This window comes from Limosilactobacillus mucosae, from assembly GCF_046939755.1.
GTDB lineage: Bacteria > Bacillota > Bacilli > Lactobacillales > Lactobacillaceae > Limosilactobacillus > Limosilactobacillus mucosae_A.
The window spans coordinates 1-24034 of the sequence record NZ_JBKZAY010000005.1 but is presented as its reverse complement, the minus strand read 5'-3'; the positions used below and the strand labels follow the sequence as shown (position 1 = coordinate 24034).

General features: G+C 45.9%; 27 protein-coding genes. 7 read left to right on the top strand and 20 right to left on the bottom strand.

The window, feature by feature from the left end:
• Positions 1–708: 708 nt before the first annotated feature.
• The gene (locus ACLUWI_RS02900) at positions 709–1056 is read left to right on the top strand and encodes a hypothetical protein (RefSeq protein WP_412146096.1); all 348 of its coding nucleotides are present in this window, start codon (positions 709–711) and stop codon (positions 1054–1056) included.
• A gap of 109 nt (positions 1057–1165) precedes the next feature.
• Here the strand turns inward: ACLUWI_RS02900 and ACLUWI_RS02895 are convergent, their stop codons facing one another.
• The 19 genes from ACLUWI_RS02895 to ACLUWI_RS02805 all read right to left on the bottom strand — a co-directional run bounded on the left by ACLUWI_RS02895 (position 1166) and on the right by ACLUWI_RS02805 (position 17728).
• Positions 1166–2350: an aminotransferase class I/II-fold pyridoxal phosphate-dependent enzyme gene (locus tag ACLUWI_RS02895; protein ID WP_412146095.1), complete on the bottom strand. Its 1185-nt coding sequence runs from the start codon at positions 2348–2350 to the stop codon at positions 1166–1168.
• Between the two features lie 45 nt (positions 2351–2395).
• Entirely contained in the window at positions 2396–2824 is a 429-nt protein-coding gene (locus ACLUWI_RS02890) for a universal stress protein (RefSeq protein WP_412146094.1), read from the bottom strand.
• A gap of 1 nt (position 2825) precedes the next feature.
• Complete coding sequence (locus tag ACLUWI_RS02885) at positions 2826–4256, bottom strand: amino acid permease (RefSeq protein ID WP_412146093.1); 1431 nt, start codon at positions 4254–4256, stop codon at positions 2826–2828.
• A 344-nt stretch (positions 4257–4600) separates the two neighbouring features.
• On the bottom strand, positions 4601–4837 hold the full coding sequence (locus tag ACLUWI_RS02880; protein WP_412146092.1) for a PspC domain-containing protein: 237 nt from the start codon (positions 4835–4837) through the stop codon (positions 4601–4603).
• Between the two features lie 11 nt (positions 4838–4848).
• Positions 4849–5820, bottom strand: coding sequence for a DUF4097 family beta strand repeat-containing protein (locus tag ACLUWI_RS02875; protein WP_412146091.1), 972 nt, complete (start codon positions 5818–5820; stop codon positions 4849–4851).
• Positions 5817–6422 (bottom strand): DUF1700 domain-containing protein, encoded by a 606-nt coding sequence (locus ACLUWI_RS02870; RefSeq protein ID WP_169462174.1) that lies wholly within the window; start codon positions 6420–6422, stop codon positions 5817–5819. Before ACLUWI_RS02870 ends, ACLUWI_RS02875 begins: the two co-directional genes overlap by 4 nt.
• Positions 6412–6756 carry a PadR family transcriptional regulator gene (locus tag ACLUWI_RS02865; protein WP_412146090.1) on the bottom strand — a complete coding sequence of 115 codons (345 nt, stop codon included), beginning with the start codon at positions 6754–6756 and terminating at the stop codon, positions 6412–6414. Before ACLUWI_RS02865 ends, ACLUWI_RS02870 begins: the two co-directional genes overlap by 11 nt.
• 1120 nt (positions 6757–7876) lie before the next feature.
• Positions 7877–9556 (bottom strand): DNA repair protein RecN, encoded by a 1680-nt coding sequence (gene recN, locus ACLUWI_RS02860; RefSeq protein ID WP_412146089.1) that lies wholly within the window; start codon positions 9554–9556, stop codon positions 7877–7879.
• Between the two features lie 15 nt (positions 9557–9571).
• Positions 9572–10021 (bottom strand): arginine repressor, encoded by a 450-nt coding sequence (locus ACLUWI_RS02855; RefSeq protein ID WP_006499584.1) that lies wholly within the window; start codon positions 10019–10021, stop codon positions 9572–9574.
• A gap of 17 nt (positions 10022–10038) precedes the next feature.
• The gene (locus tag ACLUWI_RS02850) at positions 10039–10860 is read right to left on the bottom strand and encodes a TlyA family RNA methyltransferase (protein ID WP_033935204.1); all 822 of its coding nucleotides are present in this window, start codon (positions 10858–10860) and stop codon (positions 10039–10041) included.
• 12 nt (positions 10861–10872) lie between these two features.
• The gene (locus tag ACLUWI_RS02845) at positions 10873–11748 is read right to left on the bottom strand and encodes a polyprenyl synthetase family protein (RefSeq protein WP_412146088.1); all 876 of its coding nucleotides are present in this window, start codon (positions 11746–11748) and stop codon (positions 10873–10875) included.
• Between the two features lie 27 nt (positions 11749–11775).
• Positions 11776–12090, bottom strand: a complete 315-nt coding sequence (locus ACLUWI_RS02840; protein WP_412146087.1) for an exodeoxyribonuclease VII small subunit — start codon at positions 12088–12090, stop codon at positions 11776–11778.
• A gap of 3 nt (positions 12091–12093) precedes the next feature.
• The gene (gene xseA, locus ACLUWI_RS02835; protein ID WP_412146086.1) at positions 12094–13458 is read right to left on the bottom strand and encodes an exodeoxyribonuclease VII large subunit; all 1365 of its coding nucleotides are present in this window, start codon (positions 13456–13458) and stop codon (positions 12094–12096) included.
• Entirely contained in the window at positions 13451–14314 is an 864-nt protein-coding gene (locus tag ACLUWI_RS02830) for a bifunctional 5,10-methylenetetrahydrofolate dehydrogenase/5,10-methenyltetrahydrofolate cyclohydrolase (RefSeq protein ID WP_412146085.1), read from the bottom strand. Before ACLUWI_RS02830 ends, xseA begins: the two co-directional genes overlap by 8 nt.
• 108 nt (positions 14315–14422) lie before the next feature.
• Complete coding sequence (gene nusB, locus ACLUWI_RS02825; RefSeq protein ID WP_412146084.1) at positions 14423–14830, bottom strand: transcription antitermination factor NusB; 408 nt, start codon at positions 14828–14830, stop codon at positions 14423–14425.
• On the bottom strand, positions 14830–15267 hold the full coding sequence (locus ACLUWI_RS02820; protein ID WP_006499577.1) for an Asp23/Gls24 family envelope stress response protein: 438 nt from the start codon (positions 15265–15267) through the stop codon (positions 14830–14832). Before ACLUWI_RS02820 ends, nusB begins: the two co-directional genes overlap by 1 nt.
• Before the next feature lie 76 nt (positions 15268–15343).
• Positions 15344–16024, bottom strand: coding sequence for a 2'-5' RNA ligase family protein (locus ACLUWI_RS02815; RefSeq protein ID WP_412146083.1), 681 nt, complete (start codon positions 16022–16024; stop codon positions 15344–15346).
• A gap of 1 nt (position 16025) precedes the next feature.
• The gene (locus ACLUWI_RS02810) at positions 16026–17105 is read right to left on the bottom strand and encodes a M24 family metallopeptidase (protein WP_412146082.1); all 1080 of its coding nucleotides are present in this window, start codon (positions 17103–17105) and stop codon (positions 16026–16028) included.
• Positions 17106–17107: 2 nt separating this feature from the next.
• Positions 17108–17728 carry a TetR/AcrR family transcriptional regulator gene (locus tag ACLUWI_RS02805; RefSeq protein WP_412146081.1) on the bottom strand — a complete coding sequence of 207 codons (621 nt, stop codon included), beginning with the start codon at positions 17726–17728 and terminating at the stop codon, positions 17108–17110.
• 124 nt (positions 17729–17852) lie between these two features.
• On the opposite strand from ACLUWI_RS02805, the gene ACLUWI_RS02800 reads away from it, so the two are divergent.
• The 6 genes from ACLUWI_RS02800 to cysK all read left to right on the top strand — a co-directional run bounded on the left by ACLUWI_RS02800 (position 17853) and on the right by cysK (position 23427).
• Positions 17853–18626: a lysophospholipid acyltransferase family protein gene (locus ACLUWI_RS02800; protein WP_412146080.1), complete on the top strand. Its 774-nt coding sequence runs from the start codon at positions 17853–17855 to the stop codon at positions 18624–18626.
• 4 nt (positions 18627–18630) lie between these two features.
• Entirely contained in the window at positions 18631–19452 is an 822-nt protein-coding gene (locus tag ACLUWI_RS02795; protein WP_412146079.1) for a glycosyltransferase, read from the top strand.
• Between the two features lie 20 nt (positions 19453–19472).
• Positions 19473–20441 (top strand): glycosyltransferase family 8 protein, encoded by a 969-nt coding sequence (locus tag ACLUWI_RS02790; RefSeq protein WP_412146078.1) that lies wholly within the window; start codon positions 19473–19475, stop codon positions 20439–20441.
• Complete coding sequence (locus tag ACLUWI_RS02785) at positions 20438–21301, top strand: lysophospholipid acyltransferase family protein (protein ID WP_412146077.1); 864 nt, start codon at positions 20438–20440, stop codon at positions 21299–21301. The genes ACLUWI_RS02790 and ACLUWI_RS02785 overlap by 4 nt, the downstream gene beginning before the upstream one ends.
• A 364-nt stretch (positions 21302–21665) precedes the next feature.
• Complete coding sequence (locus ACLUWI_RS02780) at positions 21666–22487, top strand: homoserine O-acetyltransferase/O-succinyltransferase family protein (RefSeq protein ID WP_412146076.1); 822 nt, start codon at positions 21666–21668, stop codon at positions 22485–22487.
• Between the two features lie 13 nt (positions 22488–22500).
• Entirely contained in the window at positions 22501–23427 is a 927-nt protein-coding gene (gene cysK, locus ACLUWI_RS02775; protein ID WP_412146075.1) for a cysteine synthase A, read from the top strand.
• A 58-nt stretch (positions 23428–23485) separates the two neighbouring features.
• On the opposite strand, the gene citX is transcribed toward cysK, so the two are convergent.
• A partial coding sequence (gene citX / locus ACLUWI_RS02770) for a citrate lyase holo-[acyl-carrier protein] synthase (protein ID WP_412146074.1) occupies positions 23486–24034 on the bottom strand: 549 nt, incomplete at its 5' end.

The following is a 24034-nucleotide window of genomic DNA, read 5'->3' as shown; positions in this document are numbered from 1 at the left end:
CTGACTTTGTGAAGAAAAATTTGCCTTTTCCCAATTACAGAGTTGAAATTGCCTACTATTCCAGATTTTTGACCAAGAGTAGGTAACATGTATATTCGGCCTCCCTAACTTTACCTACTTAAAGCAGCTTTTTTCCGAATCGTAGGTAATCATCGGTAAGAATGTATATTTAAGGGATGATTGGGTCAGACCGATTTTGTGAATTACCTATTATTGCGTGATTTTTATCAAATTATAGGTAGTGTTAGGGATCCTTAACTTGACATACATTGATTTTTACCTACTATACATCAATTTTTCGAAAAAAGTAGGTAATGAACTTTTTATCATATGACTTTATGCAAGTGCTTTTGCATAATCGTCAAGTCTGAGCTGCCTATCACTACTTTTAAGTTCTGCTGTCATTAATTTACTCGTTTCAGAATCATTTCCTGCCCCTTTTCCAGTGGCTAGTGCTGATACCTCAACCAGTATGGATTACTAAAAGCAGACGGGTCTTAATAACAAACATTAGTATAAACGTTGCTTTCCTATCCAAAAATACAATTATGATGCGCTTTGAATATTTTTTAGCATCCTTAGAAAGCCAAACTATATGTATTTATCAGTTAATGAAATTAAAGCATTGACCATATATAATGTTATTTAACTTAATAATATTAATTGCCAATTGTTTTATCAAGCAATAGATCTTAGGGGAAAACTATTATGTTTTTTATCATTCTTATGATTGTATTAGGTATTTGTTGGTATCTTCATGCTAAAAAAGGCATTAAGTGGAGTCATATGTTAGGAGCTATTGGTTTAGGAATTGTATCCATCATTTACTGGGCGTTTAAGGTAGATGCAGACCTTGATAAAAAAGTCAGCAATAACTTCGAAAAAACTCATAATGCCACAAAAGAGGATCTCGTCTATTGGGCAACGCAATCCAATGATCTAATGCTTAGTGGCTCAGCCGAAAGAGAGCTAAGACGACGTGGCTCCAAATTCTTTAAAGACAGTAAATATAATAAATATATTGCTATTTCTTATCACACTAATTTTCACATATGAACAACAGGCCCGAGGAGATTCCCCGAGCCTGTTTTGCTTTTGTCCTTTATTATTGTCGCATTATCAAGATGCTGACATCCCCAGCTTGATTGCCGGCAATTCAGCATCACTAGTTATAGAATGAACCGTCTTCTGCAAAAACTTTAGCCAGTCCATCAACTGCCCGCTTAAGTTTTTCCATTGAAGCCGCATATGAGATTCTAAAGTAGCGCACGGGAAGCTTGGTGAAGGCCGCTGCCGGAACAATGGCTACTTTAGCTTTTTCTGCCAGGTGCTCTGCATAGGCCATTGAATCACCATCAAAACTGTCTGGAATCTTGACCCACAGATAAAAGGCCCCCATCGGCTTAGTGTAGTGGAAACCAATCTTATCCATGGCATCCATTAAGAACTGTCGACGCTGATCATATTCCGCCTTCATTTGAGCAGTATCAGCCTTGCCATGACGAAGCGCTTCTTCAGCGGCATCCATGTTCATCGTAGCATTGGTTGAAATTGCTGCTTGATGAACTTTAGCAAGAGCTTTTAAGACATCACTCGGTCCACAGATATAGCCGACCCGCCAGCCAGTCATCGCGGCATTCTTGGACACCCCATTGACATAAAGCGTCTGGTCTGGCAAAAGCTTAGCCATTGGCAGGTGCTCGCCTTCGTAAAGCAGATCAGCATAGATCTCATCATCCAAGATAGCAACGTTGTAGTTCTTGAGCAGATCAGCCAGTGCCCGTACCTCGTCAGGAGTGTAGGTGACACCGGTTGGGTTGACTGGATAGTTAAGTACCAAAACTTTTACTTTTTCACCATATTTATCCAACGCCTTTTTCAGTAATTCTGGCGTCACCTTAAAGTCAGGCTCTGTCGTTTCCAGTTCAACCGCTTTGGCATCACGCATCTCAGCGTTGATTCGATAAAGCGTGTAGGCAGGACAAGGAACCAGCACGACATCGCCCGGCTGACACAAACCTGTAATGATCGTACTGATGGCCCCACTGGCACCTTCTGTAACGAAAATCTCGCTTTCCGGATCGTAATGAAGGTCTAAATCGTCTGCCAGATATTCACTGATTGCGCTGCGCAGCCCTGGCGTCCCCCAGTTATGCGCGTAATGCGTATGGTCGTCAAGGATGCTTTTAATGGCCGCCAGCTTAACATGATCAGCCGTCTTGAAATCTGGCTCGCCGATAGTTAGGTTAACCATTTCTGGATCACTGCCATATTTATTGTTAAGGACCCGAATCAACGATGGCTTGGCAGACTTTAAGCTTTCTGGAACCAACGATGCAATTTTACTCATGGAAACTTCCTCCTTATGACTTGTCGACATAATAACAATCTGTTTTTACTTGACTACCAGCACATCGGCCTTAGCATGACGAACAACATAATCTGTGTGAGATCCCTGCAGCATTTTTTCAACGGCATTGATCCCTGTACTGCCAAGGACAATGAGATCAATATCGTGCTGATCTGGAAAATCATAGGCAAGAATGGTTTTGATACTGCCGATAACGACCTCGGCACTAGCATCTGCTCCTTTATCCTGCGCTTTTTTCAGATATGGCTGTAAACGTTGCTTGGTACGCTTGGCAAAGTCTTGATAAAAGTCTTCGTTGACCCCAAATGATGAATCCATCCCGCGGTCACGATTAACTACCCAAACCAAATACAGTTTCGCTGAAAAAACCTTGGCCAGATCAACTGCAGTTTCAAAGGCTTGATCGGCACGCTTAGAACCATCAATCCCGACTAAAATATTTTTATAGGCCATTTTAATCAGCTCCTTTATAATCTGGATTTAAATGAGAATGCCGCCGACCATAGCCAAAGTAAAGCGCCATTCCGAGAGCCAGCCAGACAAAGAAACGAACCCAGGTTTCCCAGTTAAGCCCAGCCACCAGCGTCAGACAGAAAATAATTGAGATAATCGGGGTAAATGGAACACCCGGTGCTTTGAAGCCACGATGCAGATCAGGCTGCGTGTAGCGCATGATTAAGATACCGGCAGAAACCAGGATAAAGGCCGTCAACGTTCCGATGTTAACCAATTCAGAAAGAATGTTTAAGTTGATCAAGCCTGCCCCAAGCGACGTAATGATGCCGAAAAACCAAGTCCCTTTAAAAGGCGTCTGGTGTTTTTCATCGACTTGACCAAAGAATTTCGGAAAAAGGCCATCCCGCGACATCGAGTAGCTGATTCTTGATTGGCCATACAGCTGAACCAGAATAACGGTGGTCATCCCAAGAATAGCACCGATCGATACGATTATCGACAGCCAGCTTTGACCGGTCTTGGCCAGAACCGCCAGCACTGGAGCGTTGATGTACTTGCGGAAAACTGGATAGCGAACGACCCCAGTCATCGTTAAAGTCATGCAGAAGTACAAAATCGTTGAGATAATCAGTGAAAGCAGAATCCCCCGCGGCAAAGTCTTGCTTGGGTTAATCGTTTCTTCGGCACTGGATGAAACCGAATCAAAACCAATAAAAGAGAAAAAGACGATTGAAGCCCCTGGAATAATACCAGTTGCCGTACCATTATGATGCGAGTACCATCCATATGGGCTGAAAGGATGCCAGTTTTGCGGCTTGATGAACCAAACCGTGCAGGCAATAAAGAGAATGATGACCAATAATTTGACAATCACCATTGTATCGTTGACCCGCTTGGTTTGCGTGATTCCCATCGAGATAATCCAGGTGATGATTAAGACGACCAAGAAAGCCGGCAAGTTGAAGTAACTAGTAACACCAGGCGTAGTCCCAGCCGCGGTCGTCAGGGCCGTTGGGATATGAATACCAAAATTGTCGAGCAGATTGACAAAATAACCCGACCACCCTACAGCCACCGTCGCGGCACTAAGCGCATATTCCAAAATCAGATCCCAGCCGATAATAAAAGCGATGATTTCACCAAATGCAATGTAAGAATAAGTATAGGCCGAGCCAGCAATCGGCGCCATTGAAGCAAATTCAGCATAACAAAGACCAGCAAAACCACAGCAGAGTGCCGCGATCAAAAATGAAATGGAAAGAGCTGGTCCGGCAGTAAGGGCCCCTTTCCCTGTTAAAACAAAAATCCCAGTACCGATAATGGCACCGATTCCCAGGAAAGTCAGATCCCAGGTGCGCAGCGTTCGTTTTAATGGTGACGCGTGACTAATCAAGGCATTGATATCTTTTTTTCGTAGTAAAGATGTCATAAGCAGGCTCCCTTCTAATCAAAAGTTAATACAAAGTTTATTTAGTTTTAATCAATCAGTAAAGATGATTAGCTAAAAATGTATCAATTTTCGGACTGGAGCCGTTTGATCGTGAATAACGTTAAGATTCTTACCTGTCTGGATTTTTTTAATTAAGCTTTAGTAAGACTACATTTCACAAAAGAAAGCGCTATCAAAAGAAAACTTGAATGCTGACTAAAAGACGATCAACATTAAAATGGACCGCTTTTTTCCCATCATTAAATTTTATTTATCAAAGCAAGCAAAAATGCCCTGCCATCACCAGCTTGTTTCTGCTGACAATCACCAGGCATTTTTAATTATTATTTTTCATTTGATTCGTAAAAAACTGGGCCATCATCTTCTGGCTTCTTTGCCGATGCATCTGGGATAATCATCGCCGCAATTACGTAAAGAACGATCGATGGCACAATCGCGGTGAAAAGAGCCAGGGCAGCAATTACAAGTCGTACGATCGTTGAGTCAAAGCCAAAATAATCCGCGATCCCGCCACAAACACCAGCGACAATCCGATCGTTTGATTTCGTCAGTTTTTTCATAATGATCCCCCCTATTTAATGGTCACGTCACCATCTGAAGCATTGACTTGCAGACGGTTTGGCGCAGTTTCGTTTTGAGTAAGCGTGCCACCATTTTCACTAGACTGATTGAATAAACGATTGTCGCCGTCACTAACCGAGGTCGAGTAGCCATCTGCTTTAGTGTTCAATGCTTCCACATCGCCATCCTTGGCTGTAATCGAGTAACCATTGGTAATGGTGATGTCGTTAAAATGAACGTCGCCATCCTGGGTATTGAGATTGCCACTATCCAAGGCAACGGAATTCATCGTAATATCCGAATCGGCCGTCTGAACCAGTGTCTTGGTTAAAGCAGAATCATTAACGGCAAGATCGTTGTCGTTAAGGTGCAACTGGCCACTATTGATCGTTACGCCATTAAAAGCAGTATCCGTGTCGTTAAACCGGAAGTCGGCCTGCTCAATTTCCAAATTGCTCAGACTTACCTGACTGGCATCATTTACCTGCAAGTCATATTTTTCGATTTTCATCTTGGCAGCTGGTTCTTGAATGACTTGGCCATCATTAACCCGTAGCGCCAAATGCTTGAGATTTACGTTCTTAGGTACCGTGATCGTCAGTCTGTCGTTTGCGACGCCATGATAAAAGCCAGTTGAAGAAAAACTAAAGCCATTAAAGCTAAAACCATGCTTACGACTCTTGGAATTGATGATTATCGTGCCGTTTTTCTTTGCAATGGTTGGCTGATTGCTCTTTTCACCAGCATACTTAACAGAGAAAGTCTTGCCCTGTTTGACAACGACATTCATATCGCTTACGTCTGCCTTAATCCGCTCAGCTTTAGCATAGGTCTGGGTCCGTGTTGTCTTGGCTTTTGATACCACATGCGGAGTCAAGCCGTCAAAGATTACTGCTCGCTGACCATGCATTCCAATGCCAAACGCCAGCATAACAGCGCCAATCACTGTGATGACCAGGCCGCTTACGATAGTCTTTTTCATTTTGCTGCCTCCTTTTTGATGTACCGGTAGTAGACGTGCTGAACGAGACGCGTGCATGCCTTAACGATCCAGACAGAGCAGCCCCAAACGAGCGGAATGACGATCAATAACAGTCCCAGTCCAATCAAGCCGATTCCCAGATAGAAAAGGGCCGTCCCCAGGTTGGTAAACAAAAGACTCAAACCAGTAAAAATCGCCGCCGCCGTCAAAAAGATGCCACCACCAGCAAGCGATATGACCACCACCACGCCACTAAAGACGACTGCAAAAATGGCAATCAGCACGCTCAGCAGAATCAAACCGATAATTAAGGTTGCCGGGGTGGCCAACAGCGCAAGGATAATCAGCCATGTCGTCTTGATCTTGGTTTTGGAGACAACCCGCTGATCTTCAGCCTCTTCTTTGATAGAGTGATCGGCAAGAATTTTTAAGGCAAGCTGACGCGGCGTTCCTAGTTCCCGCTCAATTTCTGCTTTGGTATCAATGCCGGCATCTGCCAGATACTCACTGTAAAATTCAATGACGTCATCAATCTCATCATCGGGCAGCTTGCGAAGGTAACGTCTTAACATCTGCATGTACTTTGCAGTTTCAGAAGTCATGTGTCTGATCCTCCTTTAAAGGATAATTGCTGGCCTCAAAAATCGAATCGAGGCTTGCCTTATAGTCTGTCCATACCTGCTTGACGCGTGCCAGATGCGATTCACCAGCAGACGTAATACGATAATAACGGCGATTGCGTCCATGATATGGCTGATCATACGTTTCGACGAACTGATCCTTTTTTAGCCGGCGCAGTACCGGATAAAGAGTGGATTCTGAAATCGTAATCGCTTTTTGCATATCTTGCGTCAGCGCGTAGCCATAGTAATCTTTACGTTCAAGCAGCGCCAGCACCAAGCCATCCAAAAGATCAGCTGAAACTTGAATCTTCATCTCTCGTTTCGCCTCTTTCACTTTTATTTTATAATATTATATCGTATATAATATATTGAGGCAAATAGATACCGCTGAATTTTAATCAGCTGATTGCTAACTTTTCTGATAACACTTGATCTTTTATCGTTTAGTTCACCAATATTCTAAGAATCATTCAGCAAGAAAGGATAACATGTGATTACTGTTTTCTGACCAAATAACTACTTAAACCATTGCACAGCAGTTATTTGGCTTTGTCATCCTTAGAGGCTATGAAATTAAGAGTTACGGTTAGCTGAAAATCAAATCGTTCGCTCCACAGGCAATGCAATATGCTCAAACACCTCTGCTTGCTGATTGACACCGTCAAAATTTAACCAGTAGACCGATTCGATGATCAAAGCATGATTCTAAACGTTCAGGCATCTTTTGCACTGATTGGATAGCTTACTTTGTGAAGAAAATTAGCTGCTAGTTCTAAAATTACCTACTATTTTTTGATTTTCGACTGGATGTAGGTAACCGTATATTCGACCGAGGTGACTTTACCTACTTCTAAAGTTTTTTTCTAAAATAGTAGGTAATCATCAGTAAAAATGTATATTTAGAAGTTGATTGGGCCAGACCGACTTTGTGAATTACCTACTATTGCGCACTTTTCATCAAATAGTAGGTAGTGTTAGGGGCCCCTAACTCGATATACATTAACCTTTACCTATTATGCATTGAGTTTTAAGAAAAAGTAGGTAATGATGTTTTTATCATTTGTTGTTATGCAGAATTTTTTGAATAAATCACAGTCAACAACGCTCCTACAGTGTCGAATTTCTTGCAATCATTGACATCCATTGCTTTAGCAAAACTAAGACCGCTAAATAAATGACGTAAAACCAGAACTCTTTCGTTTCACCAAAAAAGCTACCTTCAGCCACAAACCGCGAATTTTGAAACGCATACCGTGCTCAACCGTAGATAGCAAGCCAATAAAAAATGGGACTCCTGTCACTTGACAAGGCGTCCCATTTTGATCTTCATCAATCGCATCTATATATTTCAATCCAACTTCCGTGCGTTCACAGATGTAAAGCACCAAGAAGCTTAACGTGATGCACTCAACAAATACTGAACCCAGCGCGGATCATGAATGTGCCATCTGCAGCAGTTCTTTGGCATGCTCGCGACTCAGCTTGGTAATCTCTTCACCTGAGATCATCCGGGCCAGCTCATTGATGCGCTCTTCGGGATGCAGAATCGTAACGTGGGTGGTAGTACGGTTGTTCTGCACGGTTTTTTGAATCAGAAAATGATGCTGGGCAACGGCGGCAACCTGTGGGAGGTGTGTAATGCACAAAACCTGTGAATGCTGGGCAATCAGTTTGATCTTGTCAGCAATGGCCTGAGCAACGCGACCGCTAACCCCCGTATCAACTTCGTCAAAAATAATCGAGGTAACGCCTTCGTGCTGGGCGAAGATCGTCTTTAAGGCCAGCATGACCCGTGAAAGCTCCCCGCCAGAAGCTATCTTTACCAATGGTCCCATGCTTTCGCCAGGATTGGTTTGAATATAGAACTCAACGTTGTCAATTCCATCCGGATAAAAGGTCGTTGACTCATTTTGATGAAACTTAACCTCAAAGACGGCTTTATCCATATAGAGCTCTTTTAACTGCTGATGAACCTGGCCATTGAGCTGATGGGCGGCTTTTTGCCGAACCTGGCTCAATTCACTGCCCAGTTTCTGCAGCTCGCCAGTCACCGCGGCCAGCTGTTGCTTAAGCTCATCATCTGAATCAGCGGTCTGCTCCATTGTCGTCAGTTCCTTATGAATCTTTTCATAGTATGCCAAGACATCTTCAACCGTATCGCCATACTTGCGTTCCAAGTCACCAATGATGGTTAAGCGCTCATTGATCTGTTCCAAGCGGCCATCATCAAATTCGAGCATATCTAACTGACGACTGGCAGCATTGGCAGCGTCTTGAAGCGAATAGTAGGCATCCCCCAGTGACTTGCTCAACTCATCATAGGCCGAATCAAACGGCGCGATTTCTTGAACCTCATTCATCGCTTGGGCAACCTGATCAAGAACCGGCGCCTCGCCTTCATTTAAGACCCCAACGACCAGCTGCAGGGCATTGTTGATCTGTTGAAAATGCTCTAAACGGTCGCGCTCGCTGGTCAGCTCACCTTCTTCATTGGCATGCAGATCGGCAGCACTGATCTCTTTAACCTGGTAGCGCAGCATGTCCAAACGCTGGGCCCATTGCTGTGAGTCAGCCTGCTTGCGGCTCAGCGTTGCCTTTAGCTTGGCATAGCGCTGGTAGGCCTCTTGATATTTAGACAATAGCGGCTTAACCTGAGCGGCGACAAACTGATCTAGCATGTGCAGGTGGTTTTCTGGCTGCATTAACTGTTGATGATCGTTTTGACCTTGAATATCAACCAGATGAGCGCCGATCCTGCGCAGCGTGGCGGTATTGATCAGCGCGCCATTGACCCGAATCACGTTGCGGCCGTTGCGGTGAATCTCACGTGAAATGATCAGCGTGCCATCATCACGTTCAATTCCCAGATCATCCAGTAATGCAAAAAAGCGCTGATCATCCGGTAATGTGAACTGGCCCTGCAGATGGAGCTTTTCTTCGCCATGCCGAATGAATTCCTGTGAGCCGCGATTGCCTGCCAACAAGCCCACCGCATCGATAATAATGGACTTGCCGGCCCCGGTCTCACCAGTCAAAACCGTCATCTGATCACTAAAATCCAGCGTTAAATGCTCGATAATCGCTAAATTATCAATTGTCAGTTCCTGTAGCATAGCTGATCACCCAGTCTAGCGCAGTGCCTGCAGCGTGCGTTCAAATTCAACGGCGGCCCCCGCAGAATGACAGACGATCAAAACCGTGGCATCATCGCCAATTGCGGTGAACACCGTGGGATATTTCATCTGATTGATCAGCATGGCGGCTACCGGACCGTTGCCTGGCCGCATCGACAAGGAAACGAACCGATCGCTGCGCTTCATTTCCTGCAGCTCATTGCCCATCACGTTTGCCAGCCGTTCTTCCTTATTGTCCTGACGCCGAGCTGGCAGACTGTAGTGATAGCCGCCACCCACGCTTGGTACCTTGAGCAGCTGCATATCCTTGATGTCGCGCGAAATCGTTGCCTGCGTGACGCGAATGCCGGATTTGGCCAGCAGCTTGACCAGGTCTTCTTGACGTTCAACGTATTGATTGGAAATAATTTCTTGAATGTGTCGCTGACGTTCTGATTTTTTCATTGACAAAACCTCCAAAACTAATCCTGCTTGTTTAGTTCCGCATATGCCGCACTGATCGTCTGGTCAATGTCAACTTCTGGTGCGATGCGGCCTTCCCGATCAACCAGCTGCAGGTGCGCCAAAAATTCAATATTCCCCTGACCACCTTTAATCGGTGAGAAATCCAGTCCTAAAACATCAAAATGATCAGCCGTTGCAAAGCCCAAAACATGCTGCAGCACTTCTTCATGCACCTTACGATCACGGACGATGCCATGCTTGCCTACGTGTTCCTTACCAGCTTCAAACTGCGGCTTGATCAGGGCCACGACCGATCCTCCCATTTTTAAAATCTGGGCCAATGGCGGCAGAATCAGGCTCAAAGAAATAAACGACACGTCAATTGAGGCAAACTCTGGCTGCCCATGTGTAAAATCAGCCAGCTTGCTGTAGCGAAAGTTGGTCTGTTCCATGACCACAACCCGCGGATCGTCCCGCAGCTGCCAAACCAGTTGATTGGTGCCAACGTCTAAGGCATAGCTGAGCTTGGCGCCATTTTGCAACATCACATCGGTAAAGCCGCCGGTTGAGCTGCCAATGTCCAATACCACCTTGTCTTTAACCGAGATATCAAATACTTTGAGTGCCTTGGCCAGTTTCAAACCACCTCGGCTGACGTACGGCATCTTCTTGCCTTTCATGTGCAGAGTTGTCGTAACGGGAATCTTTTGGCCTGGCTTATCAAGGCGCTCATTGTTCTTGCCTAAGATTTCGCCGGCCATTACGGCACGCTTGGCTTGTTCTCTGGAATCGAACAGGCCCTGCTTGACTAGTAAAATATCAACGCGTTCTTTTTCAATCATAATCTCGTCCTATAGTTTAAAGTATGCCAAAAACTGATCAAAACCAGCCATTGATCGCCCTGTCAGCTCTGCCAGCTGCTGCTGAGCATCACGTGCCTGAACAAGGGCTTTTTGCAGCTGTTCTTTAGCGCCATCAAGTCCCAACAGTCCCGGATAGGTGTTTTTATGCTCCGCGGCGTCTTTTTGGGTTGCCTTTCCCATCTGTGCCGGCGTAGCTACCACGTCCATGATGTCGTCATAAATCTGAAAGGCCAGTCCAAACTGCGCGCCAAACGTTCCTAAAAGCTCAATGACTGCGGCCGGCTGTTCAGTAATCATACCGCCTGCCTGAACCGCGTATTTGAGCAGCGCTCCCGTTTTTTGGCGATGCAGATACTGCAGTTCGTTAAGCTTCAAGTGCTGGCCCTCACCCTCGATATCGCGTGCCTGTCCAGCAACCATACCGCTGGGACCAGCTGCTTTAGCCAAGGCCAGCGTTAAATTCGCCTGAACGTCAACCGGCAGCTGATTATCCGTCAGCCATTGAAAAGCCAGCGTCAGCAAGCCATCGCCAGCCAGCGTTGCCATCCCAGCGCCAAACTTGACGTGATTGGTTGGCTCGCCCCGCCGCAGATCATCATTGTCCATAGCTGGCAGATCATCATGAATCAGCGAATAGGTATGCAACAGCTCCAAGGCACAGGCAGCCCGCAGCCTGCTTTCATCAATCTGTCCACCCAGCATTTCAATCGTCGCCAAAGTCAATGCCGGCCGCAAGCGTTTGCCACCCGCCTCGACCGAGTAGCACATTGACTCTTTTAAGGTCGGCTGGTCGATGTCCATTGGCAGAGCCTGGTCCAGATAGGCATCGATCCGTGTTTTAAGTTCAGTTATCGTGCTGACCATTTGCTCATTCCTTTCATTAATCTCAAGCTAGAAAAGATCAACGTTATCGTCCTGACCGTCTTCAAATCCCTGGCCGCTAAACTGTGAACGATATCCCTGGTGTCCTGAGCCATCATCATTGCGGCTGTCGGTTGAATCCTCAACTTCCTTGCCATCGTCTTTCATCAGATGGGCAACCGTGGCCTCAGCATTTTGCAGCTGCTTTTGCAGACCGTTAGCCAATTCCATGCCGGTTTTGAATTCGTTTAACGATTCTTCCAAAGACAGATTGCCCTGTTGCAGCTCATTGACGATTTGCTGCAGCTGACTCATCTGTTCTTCAAAGCTAGGTTGTTTTGCCATTTTTTACCTCTTATCGATTTTTTTGATTACTGCTTCGGCCGTGCCATCGCTAAAATGCAGCGCGACTTGATCATCAAGCTGCAGCTGCTTGGTGCTGGCAACGACTTTATCTTCCTTGGTTACATAACTGTAGCCGCGCGCCATTACTTTGAGCGGACTCAATGAATCCAACTGACTGAGCAGGCTTTTGAACCGATCGCCTGCCGACAGCAGCTGCTTATCCATAGCATGAATCATTGCCTGCTGCAGTTGCGAGAGCTGTTGTCGATTCTGCTGCAGTCGATTGGCCGGCGCGTTCAACAACAAACCATCCAATAATCGCTGCCAGGCGTGACTGGTTTGGGTCAAGCGCCACTGCATTGACTGCTGCAGTTTTTCGGTCAGCTGATCAACATATTGCTGCTCACCTTCATATAAACGACTAGGCTGTGAAAACACATAGCTGCTGGTCAAGACCTGCAACTGCTGGTTGGCTTGCTGTAAGCGATTTTGTATTGTATGGGCCATCTGTGTGCGCGCACTCTGCAATTCGGTCAAGATGTCGATCAAATGGAGCTGGGTAGCCATTTCCGCCGCCAATCCCGGTACCTGGGCGCGATAATCAGCAGCCAGATCACAAATGGTCGTATCAGTTTCATGACCAACCCCTGAGATTACGGGAATGGGGCTGGCAGCTACCGCCCGTGCCACGATTTCTGAATTAAACGGCATCAAGTCTTCTTCTGAGCCGCCGCCTCGTGCCACGATCAGCGTATCAAACGTACCATTGATGCCAACGCGCTGGATCTGACGGGCCAGGTCCTCAGCGGCACGCTCGCCCTGCACCTGTGTCGGGTAAAAGACGACCTGAGCCAAAGGATTATTATTGCGAATCCGTGTAATCATGTCATGTTTAACGGCCCCGTCATTGCTGGTTACGATTGCAATCCGCTTAGGGAAACGATTCAACGGTCGTGGATTTTGCGCATGCGAAAACACACCACTGGCCTTTAATTTTTTATAGGTTTCCTGAAATGCCAGCTGGGCCGCGCTGACGCCAACTGGCAGCATCCGATTGACGTAAAACTGGTAGCGACCAGTCTTTTCATAAACGGTCACCTTGCCGCCCAAGATTATCTCCATGCCATTTTCTGGTGTAAAGTCGACTTTTTCCCAGTCACTGCTAAACATTACGGCATCGATCACGGTCTGCTGATCTTCGGGCGCATCGTCATCTTTGAGCGAAAAATACTGATGGCGCGCCCTTTGCTTAAAGTTGGTCAGCTTGCCGACGATCCAAAGATTTTTTTGCAGATAAGGATCAAAATCAAATTTGCGTTTGATATAACGAGTCAGTTGATTAACCGTCAAGCAATCCTTTTTATCCATTAATTTCCGTGCTCCATTCTGCCAGATCAACCGTTTGTTCCATTAAAGAGGCGATTGTCATTGGACCAACCCCTCCTGGAACGGGCGTAATCATTCCCGCCACTTCTTTGACTGATTCAAAGTCGACGTCACCAACGATCGTCCCGTCATCCAACCGATTAATACCGACATCGATCACCGTAGCTCCCGGTTTAACGGCATCGGCTTTGATCAGATTAGGCACGCCGGCAGCAACGACCAGAATATCGGCTTCACGCGTTCGCTTGGCCAGATCCTTAGTCCGTCGTCCGGTAATCGTTACCGTGGCATCCTCATTGATCAGCAGCGCCTGCAGCGGCCGACTGACCAGCGTGCTGCGGCCAACGATCACAACGTCTTGACTAGCCAGTGGAACATGGTAGTGGCGCAGCATCGTCATGATTCCACGCGGCGTGCAGGCAACTGGATAATTGCCTTGGACGTTGTTATAGAGCTTACCGACATTGATAGGATGGAAACCATCAACGTCTTTGAGCGGATCGATTAAATTAACGATTGCCGTGTCATCAAGATGATTAGGCAGCGGCTCTTGAACCAGAATCGCATGAATTGTTGGATCACTGTTTAGATGCTCAACCGCCTGCACTAATTCGGCTTGTGTCGTTGAAGCCGGCAGTTGTTCTCGCACCGACTTCATCCCTAGGCTGTGCGCCTTTTTTTCTTTACTGCGCGTGTAGATCTGGCTGGCGGGATCATCACCGACCAAAATCGTCGCAATACCTGGCGTTACGCCTTTTTCCTTCAACTTCTCTATCCGCTGCTTAGTATGAGCGTTGACCTCTTTAGCCAATGCCCGACCGTCGATCAATGTGGCCACTTATTTCACTCCTTAATCAAACTGCATAAAAATTGCATACGTTTATATTCTAGCATTAAAACCTTAACAAAAAAACTCATCCCTGATTTAACGAGATGAGTTTTTTGATTAATTGCGTTCGCTTTCAATGCTGCCTAAAACACCATTGATAAAGCGATATGACTTTTCATCGCTGAAGTCATGTGCCAAGCGTAAGGCTTCGTTAATGGCCACGGCATTTGGTACCTGCGTGTATTCCAGCTCGTACAGTGCCAGGCGCAGAATTACCAGATCAGGGCGAGCCAAGCGTGACAAGGTCCAACCGGGAGCCAGCTTGGATTCGATCTGTGCGTCCAGTTCGGCTTGGTGAGCCAAAACGCCATCAACCAGCTCTGGCAAGTAGGCTGGCACTTCTTCATCCGGCTTGAGCCCCAAGCGTTCTGCATAGATTGCCTCACGATCGATTTCTGGATCCGATGCCAATGCAAAAAGCGTTTGAAAGGCACATTCACGGATCGCATGACGACTAATTTCCACTATTCTTCACCATCTTTGTTTTCGTGTTCCCCAAAAATATCGTTGGGATCAACCTGCTGCTCTTCTTTTTCCGTAATAACGCCCTGTACGTGAACGTTGACTTCTTTAACGCTCAGATCAGTCATCAGCGTAACCTGCTGCTTAATTTTGTCTTGAATCTCTGCCGCAACCTTAGGAACGGAAACACCATATTCCAGGTAAACGTCGACGTCAATCGACAGTTCGTCATCACTGTTGGAAAGCTTAACGCCGCGACGATGGTCAGAACGCCCCAGTAATTCACTGACGCTGTTGGCAATCGAGCCATGCATGCGCGAAACGCCCTCAATTTGACCAGCGGCAATCCCTGCAATGATTTCTAAGACACGTGGAGCGATTTGAATCGTACCCAACGATTGATCTTCGCTGTTTAAGATAATGTTGGAATCTTCTGCCATTTGTCAGCCCTCCAGTTTTTTCGTCATTAAGACATCCTTTTAATTATGCACTATTCCGCCAAAATTGGCAACCATGCTAGCTTAGCGCGGCCAGTGCGTATTCGTCAATTACTTTTACATCATGATTGTACCAATCGGCAATTACCAAGTCCACCTGCTTGACGACAAAGCTGCCAAACCGCAGTTGACCCATCTCGTCTAAGTCGCAAAGCAGACCGTTTGGATCGTTCAGCGGCGCTTCAAAACGGGCAATCGTAACATGACCAGATGCTGTCTGATAATGATCAACAAGCGGCAAGTCCTTGGCCAGCTTTAAGCGCAGCGCCTTTCGCAGCTCAAACAGCTCATCAGAATAATATCCCACTGTCAAAATACCGCTGGGGCTGGCAATCAAGCCTTGCAGCATAACAGAAAACGGGCGGCAATTTGCCAGCAATTCCTTGATGCTGTTTTGATAGGCCGCTAAGTCAGCCGGTGCCAGCGAAAAATCAGTCCGCGCTTCAATCAGGTTCAAAACGTTCAGATGCAGATCCGCCAATGGATAGCAGTAGAGATTAGGATTAGCAGTCCGCAGTTTCTGCTGAGCATAGCCAATGTTTCTGCCAACATGAACCGGCAACCGAGCAAGCAGCGTCAACCCAAGTCGTGAATCTGGCTTAAGCCGGCATAAATAAGGATCGGCAAACTGATTTTTTAAAATGGCTGCTTTGCCTTTTTGATCAATTGACCTATATAAACTGTCTAGCTCTTTTTTCATCTTAATATTTAACAATTTCCAATTCGGTTGGCGCCGTCGTCAGTACTTCAATTCCACCATGCGTTACCAAAATATCGTCTTCAATGCGCACCCCGCCAATTTCTGGAATGTAGATGCCTGGTTCTACGGTAATAACCTGGTTGTTTTGCAAGATCACGTTGCTGGCATTGGGACCATAGCTGTTTGGCAGTTCATGAACGCTCAAGCCAATTCCGTGACCCATGCCATGATTAAACTCATCGCCATAACCGGCTGCTTCAATGATTTGACGACCCGCAGCATCCAATTGATCACCATGAATACCAACTTTAGCCGCATCAATCACAGCTTGCCGGGCCTCATTGACGATCTTATAGACGTCCTTTAGTTCCGGATCGATGTCGCCGATCCCAAACGTCCGCGTCATGTCAGCCGTATAGCCTTCCACAAAGTAGCCAAAGTCCAGTGTAACGATATCGCCTTCTTCAATTTCCTTGTCGCCAGCTGCCGCGTGCGGCATGGCAGCGTTGGCGCCACTGGCACAGATGGTGGGAAACGAAGCGGACTCGGCTCCGTACTCCTTCATCCAAAAGTCGAGTCGGTTGGCAACCTGTCTTTCAGTCATTCCTGGTTCAATAAAACTTAAGACGTATTCATAACCGGCTGACTGTAGCTGGGCAGCCAGGCGAAGCTTTTGAATCTCATCAGGATCTTTGATTGCCCGCATGGATTCGATCAAACCATCAAATGGTACGATATCAGCAGCCATAATTTCATCTAAGACGTCATAAATCCGGTAGTCAATCGTATTTTCAAACCCCACGACCTCAATCTGCATCCCCTGACAGATCTGATTTAAAGCTCCCCAATAGTCCCGCGTGATTGTAGCCACGACCTCATCGCTGGCAAACTCCTGCAGTTCAGTGGCATATCGATCATCAGTAATTAAAACAGCAGCATCCTTGGTGATCAAAAGCTCGCCATCCCCCTGCGTCAAGTCAAAGCCGGTAAGATAGAAAATATTTGCCTCATCAGTAACCATAAACGCGTCAATATATAATGCATCAAATTTTTTTCGTAGTCGTTCAATTCGTGAAGTCATATTCAACATCCTTTCTGTTTATTATTTTTTACCGCAGACATCAATAAATTGGCAAATGGACGGATTGACAATTCATAAAAGCGCTCATCTGATATTTGGTACTGCTCGTTTTCCATAAAACGGCTGCTCCAAAATTGACCGATGTTAAGCCACATAAAATTCAATGCTATTTGTTCTGGTGCCAAATCTGCCCGTATCCTACCCAAACGCTGCATTTTGACCAGGTATTGTGTAATCTGAGTCTGGACGCTCTTTTGGACCTGATGCATCGCAACATGCAGCTTCTGCTTTTGTATTGGATCCTTGACCGTACTCATCAGCATGACCATCACGTGCTGCTTGGGCCATTGTTGCCGAAAATGCCGCGAAAAACTGATCAAGTCGTTTTCTAGATCCCAAACCGGTTTAAAATCAGTCATTACTTCGATTAGATTTTTGCGATATCTTATAATCAGCTCCGACGCTAAACCAAGTTTGTCTCCAAAATGACGAAAGATCGTGCTTTCATTGACGCCAGCCGTTCGTGCCAACTGAACGGTAGTTGTCGCGCTATAACCTTGCTGTTCAACCAACAACTCAAATGCCTGCATGATCTTTTCATCGGTTGCTGACTTATTTCTCATTGCCAAGCCACCTTTCACATTTAATCTTACTACATTGCAAGTATTTACTTGCAATGCTTTTCGAGTATAATATTTTCTAGATTAATTTCTGTCAATTTTAATTTAACTGCTACAGTTTTAGAAGGTGAAAAGTTTGGTAAAAACAATTTATTATACCGAACCAACTGATGACGTAGTACAGAGCGCTCATCAAGATTTTCAGCTGCCGGCTAATTTTTGCTGGCTACGCACCAAACCGGCCGAACGCTGCTGGTCTTGGCTGGTACGTGGCAGTGCCAAGGCGTTCGCCTACTTGTATACTTACGGCTACCGTCAAACTCGGATTATTGGTCTCGAAAAGCTAAAACCCTACCAAAGACAGGGATATTTTGTCTATGGTAATCATACTCAGCCGGTCAACGACGTCTTCATGCCTTTTTTAATTGGCCAGGCGCGTCATTTTTATGCATTGGCAGCGCCTGCAAACTGGGGAATCCCTGTGATTGGGCCCCTGCTTTCTTTTGGTGGCGCACTGCCGGTCGGCAATTCGCTTCACCAAACCGCCAGCCTCTTAAAGGCCATTCAAAAAGTCGTTCAAGATAAAGGCCACGTTTTCATCTATCCTGAAGCCCACGTCTGGCCCAGTTATACCGCAATTCGGCCGTTTCCTGCGACCAGTTTTCGCTTTCCGGTTAAAACTCAGAGTCCGGTATTTTGCATGACGACGACCTATCAAAAGCCGCGTTGGGGAACCAAGCCACGATTAACCGTTTTTATCGATGGGCCATTCATCCCTGCTAAAAACCAATCGACCAAAAAGCAGCAGATCTGGTTGCATGATCAGATTCAAGCCGCCATGCAGCAACGCGCGCGTTGGAGCAGCTACGAACCTATTAAATACATTCAAGAAAGAAGATGAAACCGTGAATATTTTATTTTGTGGCGATCATCGGGCTGAAGATGGCGTCTTGATCGTTACGCTTTCTCTGCTTCACCATGTTAAAGAACCATTAAACATTTACGTTCTTACCATGAAAACCGCTACTGAATCGCGACAATATGAACCATTCAGTCAAAAAGCCGCTGATCTTTTGACTAAGCAGCTTCAAGCTTATAATCCTAAAAACACGCTGCATCTGATTGACTGCACTAAATTGTTCAACGAATCGCAGCCATCAGCTAACATGAATTCCCGCTTTACACCCTATTCCATGCTGCGCCTTTATGTCGACTTGATTCCAAACATGCCAGATCGCCTGCTTTATCTGGATAATGACGTCATCTGTCGCGAGCCATTTGACGATTTTTATAATCAAGACCTGACTGGCGTACAAGTCGTCGGCGTACTGGATCACTACGGTAAATGGTTCTTCCACCATCAAATGCGGATGGCCGACTACATCAATTCAGGAATTCTGCTTTTGAATCTGCCAGAGATCAAGGAGACTAATCTGTTCGTCAAGGCGCGCCGCATGATTGCCACGCGCCACATGTTCATGCCCGATCAGGCCGCGATCAACCGCTTGACGCACGCCAAAAAGATCGCGCCGCGGCGGTTCAATGATCAAAGGCGGCTCCATCACGACACCGTCTTTCAGCACTTTACCACCAGCTTCCGTTTCTTCCCATGGTTCCACATTCTGACCGTTAAACCATGGCAGATCAGCAACGTCCATAAAGATCTGCGTCTGCATGAGTATGATGGTCTGTTGGAAGAATATCAGCAACTTAAATCCGAACTATAGAATTAAGAAAGAAGGTTACTATGTCTCAACCAATTCCAATTTTCTATACGATCAGCGATGATTTTGCGCCTTATGCAGCCGTAGCAATCGAGTCGCTTTTATCTTACGTTTCATCAGATAACCAATATCAGATCATTATTGTGCATCAAGGATTGCGCCCGACCACGCGGCAAAATCTTAAAAGTCTGACGCGCGATAACGTTGAAATTATTTTTTATGAAATCAACGACGCCAAGCTGGCAGCTATTCAAAATCGTAAAGAAAACTTTTTGCGAGCTGATTTCTTCACGCCCAGCATCTTTTATCGGCTGTTTTTGGCCGATCTTTTTCCGCAATACGATAAGGCAATCTATGTGGACAGCGATACGGTCTGGAATGGCGATCCCGCAGAAATGTTTGCCATTAAGCTCAATAATAATCTAATTGGCGCGGCCCCTGATCATTCCGTTGAACACGTTGCCCCAATGCAGACCTACATCAAAAAGGCAGTCGGCGTACCAGCAGCTGAATACATCAACTCTGGCGTTTTATTGATGAATTTCAAGCAGCTGCGTCAAGACGATTTTACTCAGCGTTTCTTATACCTGCTGCAAAAATATCACATCGACTGCATCGCACCCGATCAAGACTATCTAAACGTCATGTGCAGCGGCCGCATTGTCTACCTGGATGAAAAATGGAATGCCATGCCTAAAGATGAAGAATTTGCCGCTGAACGCATCAACGATCCCAAGCTGATTCACTATAACCTCTTTTTCAAGCCATGGCATTTTGATCAAGTGATGTATGATCAGTACTTTTGGCAAGCCGCTCAGAAAACGCCTTACGCCCAGCAGCTTAAAACGACGCGGGCCAAATATACTCCAGCCATGCAGCAACTTGACCGGAAAAAATTGATGAGCATGCTTAATCACGCTGACGAACTGCCTAAAAATCCCGTTACGTTTAAAAAGCTGCTGGACCAAGGAGAGCAGGTGCGGCTTTTATGATTATTGGCGACCAACGCGATCAAGTGATCAACAACATTGCCGACCACGTCCAAAAAGGGCTTTTTAACGAAAAAGTGGAAATCAATGACCCGCAGCTGACCGCAGCAGAAAGCTTGGCCATCATTAATCAATTTTGGCAGGATCAGGCTCATTGGCGCGCCCGTTTCGACAATTTGATTGCCAGAGCCACAATGCGTGGAATTACAAATTGGTTCAATCGCGATACCACGTTTTGTGGAGTAGAAAATCTCAAGCCGCTTTCACCAACTCAAGGAGCAATAATTACCAGTAATCACTTTAATCAGCTGGATAATACCGTCATCCGCAAGCTGGCCCAAAAAAATCATCGCCGCTTATTTATCGTTATTCAGGAAACCAATCTCAAAATGGACGGCTTAATTGGTTTTTTGATGAATCATCTCGATGTATTTCCGCTGGCTAAAAACGTCACCTATCTTGGACGCACGCTGCCGCAAAAAATCGCCCAGCAAACCAGGCATGGGCACTGGATTCTGATCTATCCGGAACAAGAGATGTGGTTCAACTACCGTAAGCCTCGTCCGGTTAAACGCGGTGCCTATTATTACGCTGCCAAGGCTAAGGTTCCAATCATTTCCTGTTTTACAGAAATCATTGATCTGCCCAAAATCGAAAAAAACAATGATAAATTTTATCAAACCCGCTATCGTTTGCATGTCTTACCATTAATCTGGCCCGACCCTGAGCTTTCCGTCAACGAAAACGCCAAATTGATGATGAAAAAAGACTATGCTCAAAAAAAGGCTGCCTACGAAAAGGCCTATCAAAAAAAACTTAACTATCGCTTTACCTCGCATGATATCGCAGGATGGCGCGGTTAATCACGGTTTTTAAAATTTTATTCAGCAATTATTTTTGATAATCTACTTGCATTTTATAAGATGTCATGTAAAATAAGAGCATATTTAAAGATGCGTTGATAAATAAGCAGAAAGGAGAAGTGCACCATGATTAAGTCTAACTTTGCTAAGAACATGACTTGTTGCTGCCTTTTTCTTTCTGCGGAAAAGGCTTGTTTTGCATTAGTATAAACAGCCCAGTCGACAAACCTGTCGATTGTAAAGCCCCGCAGACTAACTATAGTTTGCGGGGCTTTTTTGTATCCATCGCACTTTAAATCATGACAAACTCACCGGTGAAAGTCTGATTGTTTAGCTGCCGCAATCGTTTGGAAAGGAGCACCTGATGACTAATCAGCATCTTAAAATCGGTATCTTAAACTTGATGCATGACAAAGTTGCCACTCAGCAACGTTTCTCATCAATCTTTAAGGCCCTCGATTCCACGGTTGAACTTACTTTTTTCTATCCCGTTGACCACTACCGCAATCGACCGGTCCCAGAACTGGTTCAACAAACCTCTGAACCGTTAGACCTTAACAAAGTAAGTCAACTACAAGGGTTCATCATTACCGGTGCCCCGATTGAGCAGATTCCGTTTGAACAGGTCGAATATCACGATGAGGTCACGCGCCTGATTGATACGCTGGTCGACCTAAACATCCCACAGCTCTACATTTGCTGGGGTGCCATGGCTGCCGCCAACTATCTGTATGGTATTGAAAAACGGCAATTGACCCAAAAATACTTCGGCGTCTTTGACAACGAGATTTTGGTTGAAACCCCCGTTTTAAATGGTCTCACTGTCCCCTTCCCAGCACCGCATGCACGCTATGCCGAGCTGGACCATGATCAGATTCGCCAAACACCTGAACTGACGATTAACGCCATGTCCTGTGATAACTACCTGCTTTCACTAACCGGTAGCGACAATCAAGACTTTCTGTTTGCCCATCTTGAATACGATCGCCTGGCACTATTAGCCGAATATCAACGGGAAACGGCTGCCCATCCCGATCGTCACTACACATTGCCAAAGAATTATTTTAAAGACAGTAATAAACTGACTGATCCCCAATTCAAGTGGGAAAAAGTACAGCAGCTGTATTTTAAAAACTGGCTGCAAAAAACAGCTGAATATTCACAAAACGCACTAACCATTGCCTAAAGGAGAAAAAATTATGTCAAAAATCTACACTTCAATCGACCAATTGATTGGCAACACGCCGCTTTTAAAACTTAACCGGATTGTTCCTGAAGATGCCGCCGACGTTTACGTAAAGCTGGAATTCTTCAATCCTGCTGGCTCCATCAAAGATCGGATCGCGTTGGCCATGATTGAGAAAGCTGAAGCAGAAGGCCAGCTTAAGCCGGGCGACACGATCATCGAACCAACTTCCGGCAATACCGGGATCGGTCTGGCCAGCGTAGCAGCTGCCAAGGGCTACCACTTGATCATCGTCATGCCAGAAACGATGAGCGTTGAGCGTCGCAAGCTGATGCAGGGCTACGGCGCGGAACTGATTCTGACGCCTGGCGCTGATGGCATGAAGGGTTCAATTGCCAAGGCCCAAGAAATGGTTGACACCAAAGGCTACTTTATGCCAATGCAGTTTGAAAACCCAGCCAACCCAGCAATTCACGAAACTACGACTGGTCAAGAAATCATCGATGCTTTTGGCAAGGACGATCTGCCTGACGCTTTTGTTGCCGGCGTTGGTACTGGCGGCACGCTGAGCGGTATCGGCCATGCCTTGAAAAAAGTTGATCCAAACGTTAAGGTCTACGCTTTGGAACCTGCTGAATCACCGCTGCTTAAAGAAGGCAAGGCCGGTAAGCACAAGATCCAAGGTATCAGTGCCGGTTTCATTCCTAAGACGCTGGATCAAGAAATCTATGATGGCGTTATCGAAGTTTCCAGTGATGACGCCATCAAGACTGGTCAGGAAGTTGGTCGTCTGGAAGGCTTTTTGCCTGGCATTTCAGCTGGCGCCAACATTTACGGTGCAATCGAATTAGCAAAACAGCTGGGCAAAGGCAAGAAAGTCGTTACCGTATCTCCAGATGGCGGTGATCGTTACCTGTCAACCGACCTGTTTAACTACTAAAAATGGATAAAAGCTCCAACTTGAGATTTTCTCAAAAGTTGGAGCTTTTATTATTACATCAAAAATTTTCAATTAATGCCGCCACGCGATCCTGCAGCTCAGCAACCGAGTGACGTCTTGAACGAGCACATTCCTTCGCTGGTCGGCCGCAGATTAGACATTGGCGTTTAGACAGGCCCAGTTCTGTACGCGAGATTGAAACGGTTTGATTATTTTGAAGACTTAAGACATCTAGATCAAACAACCGATGCGCAGCTTGAGCCTCTTCAAATTCCGTTGTTAGTTGTTTAACCTGCGCGGCAGAGCCATCAACCAGATAGAAGCGTTCAGGTCCAGTTGATTCATCAAGCCATTGCCCAACCATTTTAAAATCATACTGAGCCTGCAGCTGCTTTTCAAAAATCGTCAGCTTGGTCACAAAGAAGTTCTTGATCGTCTCGTTATTCTTGATTGGTCCGGGAATATTAAGCTTGGCGGCAATCACGGTCTGGTCAGGATGTGATCTTGTCAATTGATTCTGCAAGGCCACCCGACGATCCCGATTGGCCAAGACTTCGGGAATCCGCTGCGGCGTGCCATTGGCAAACAAATTGTTCATGTTTTCTTC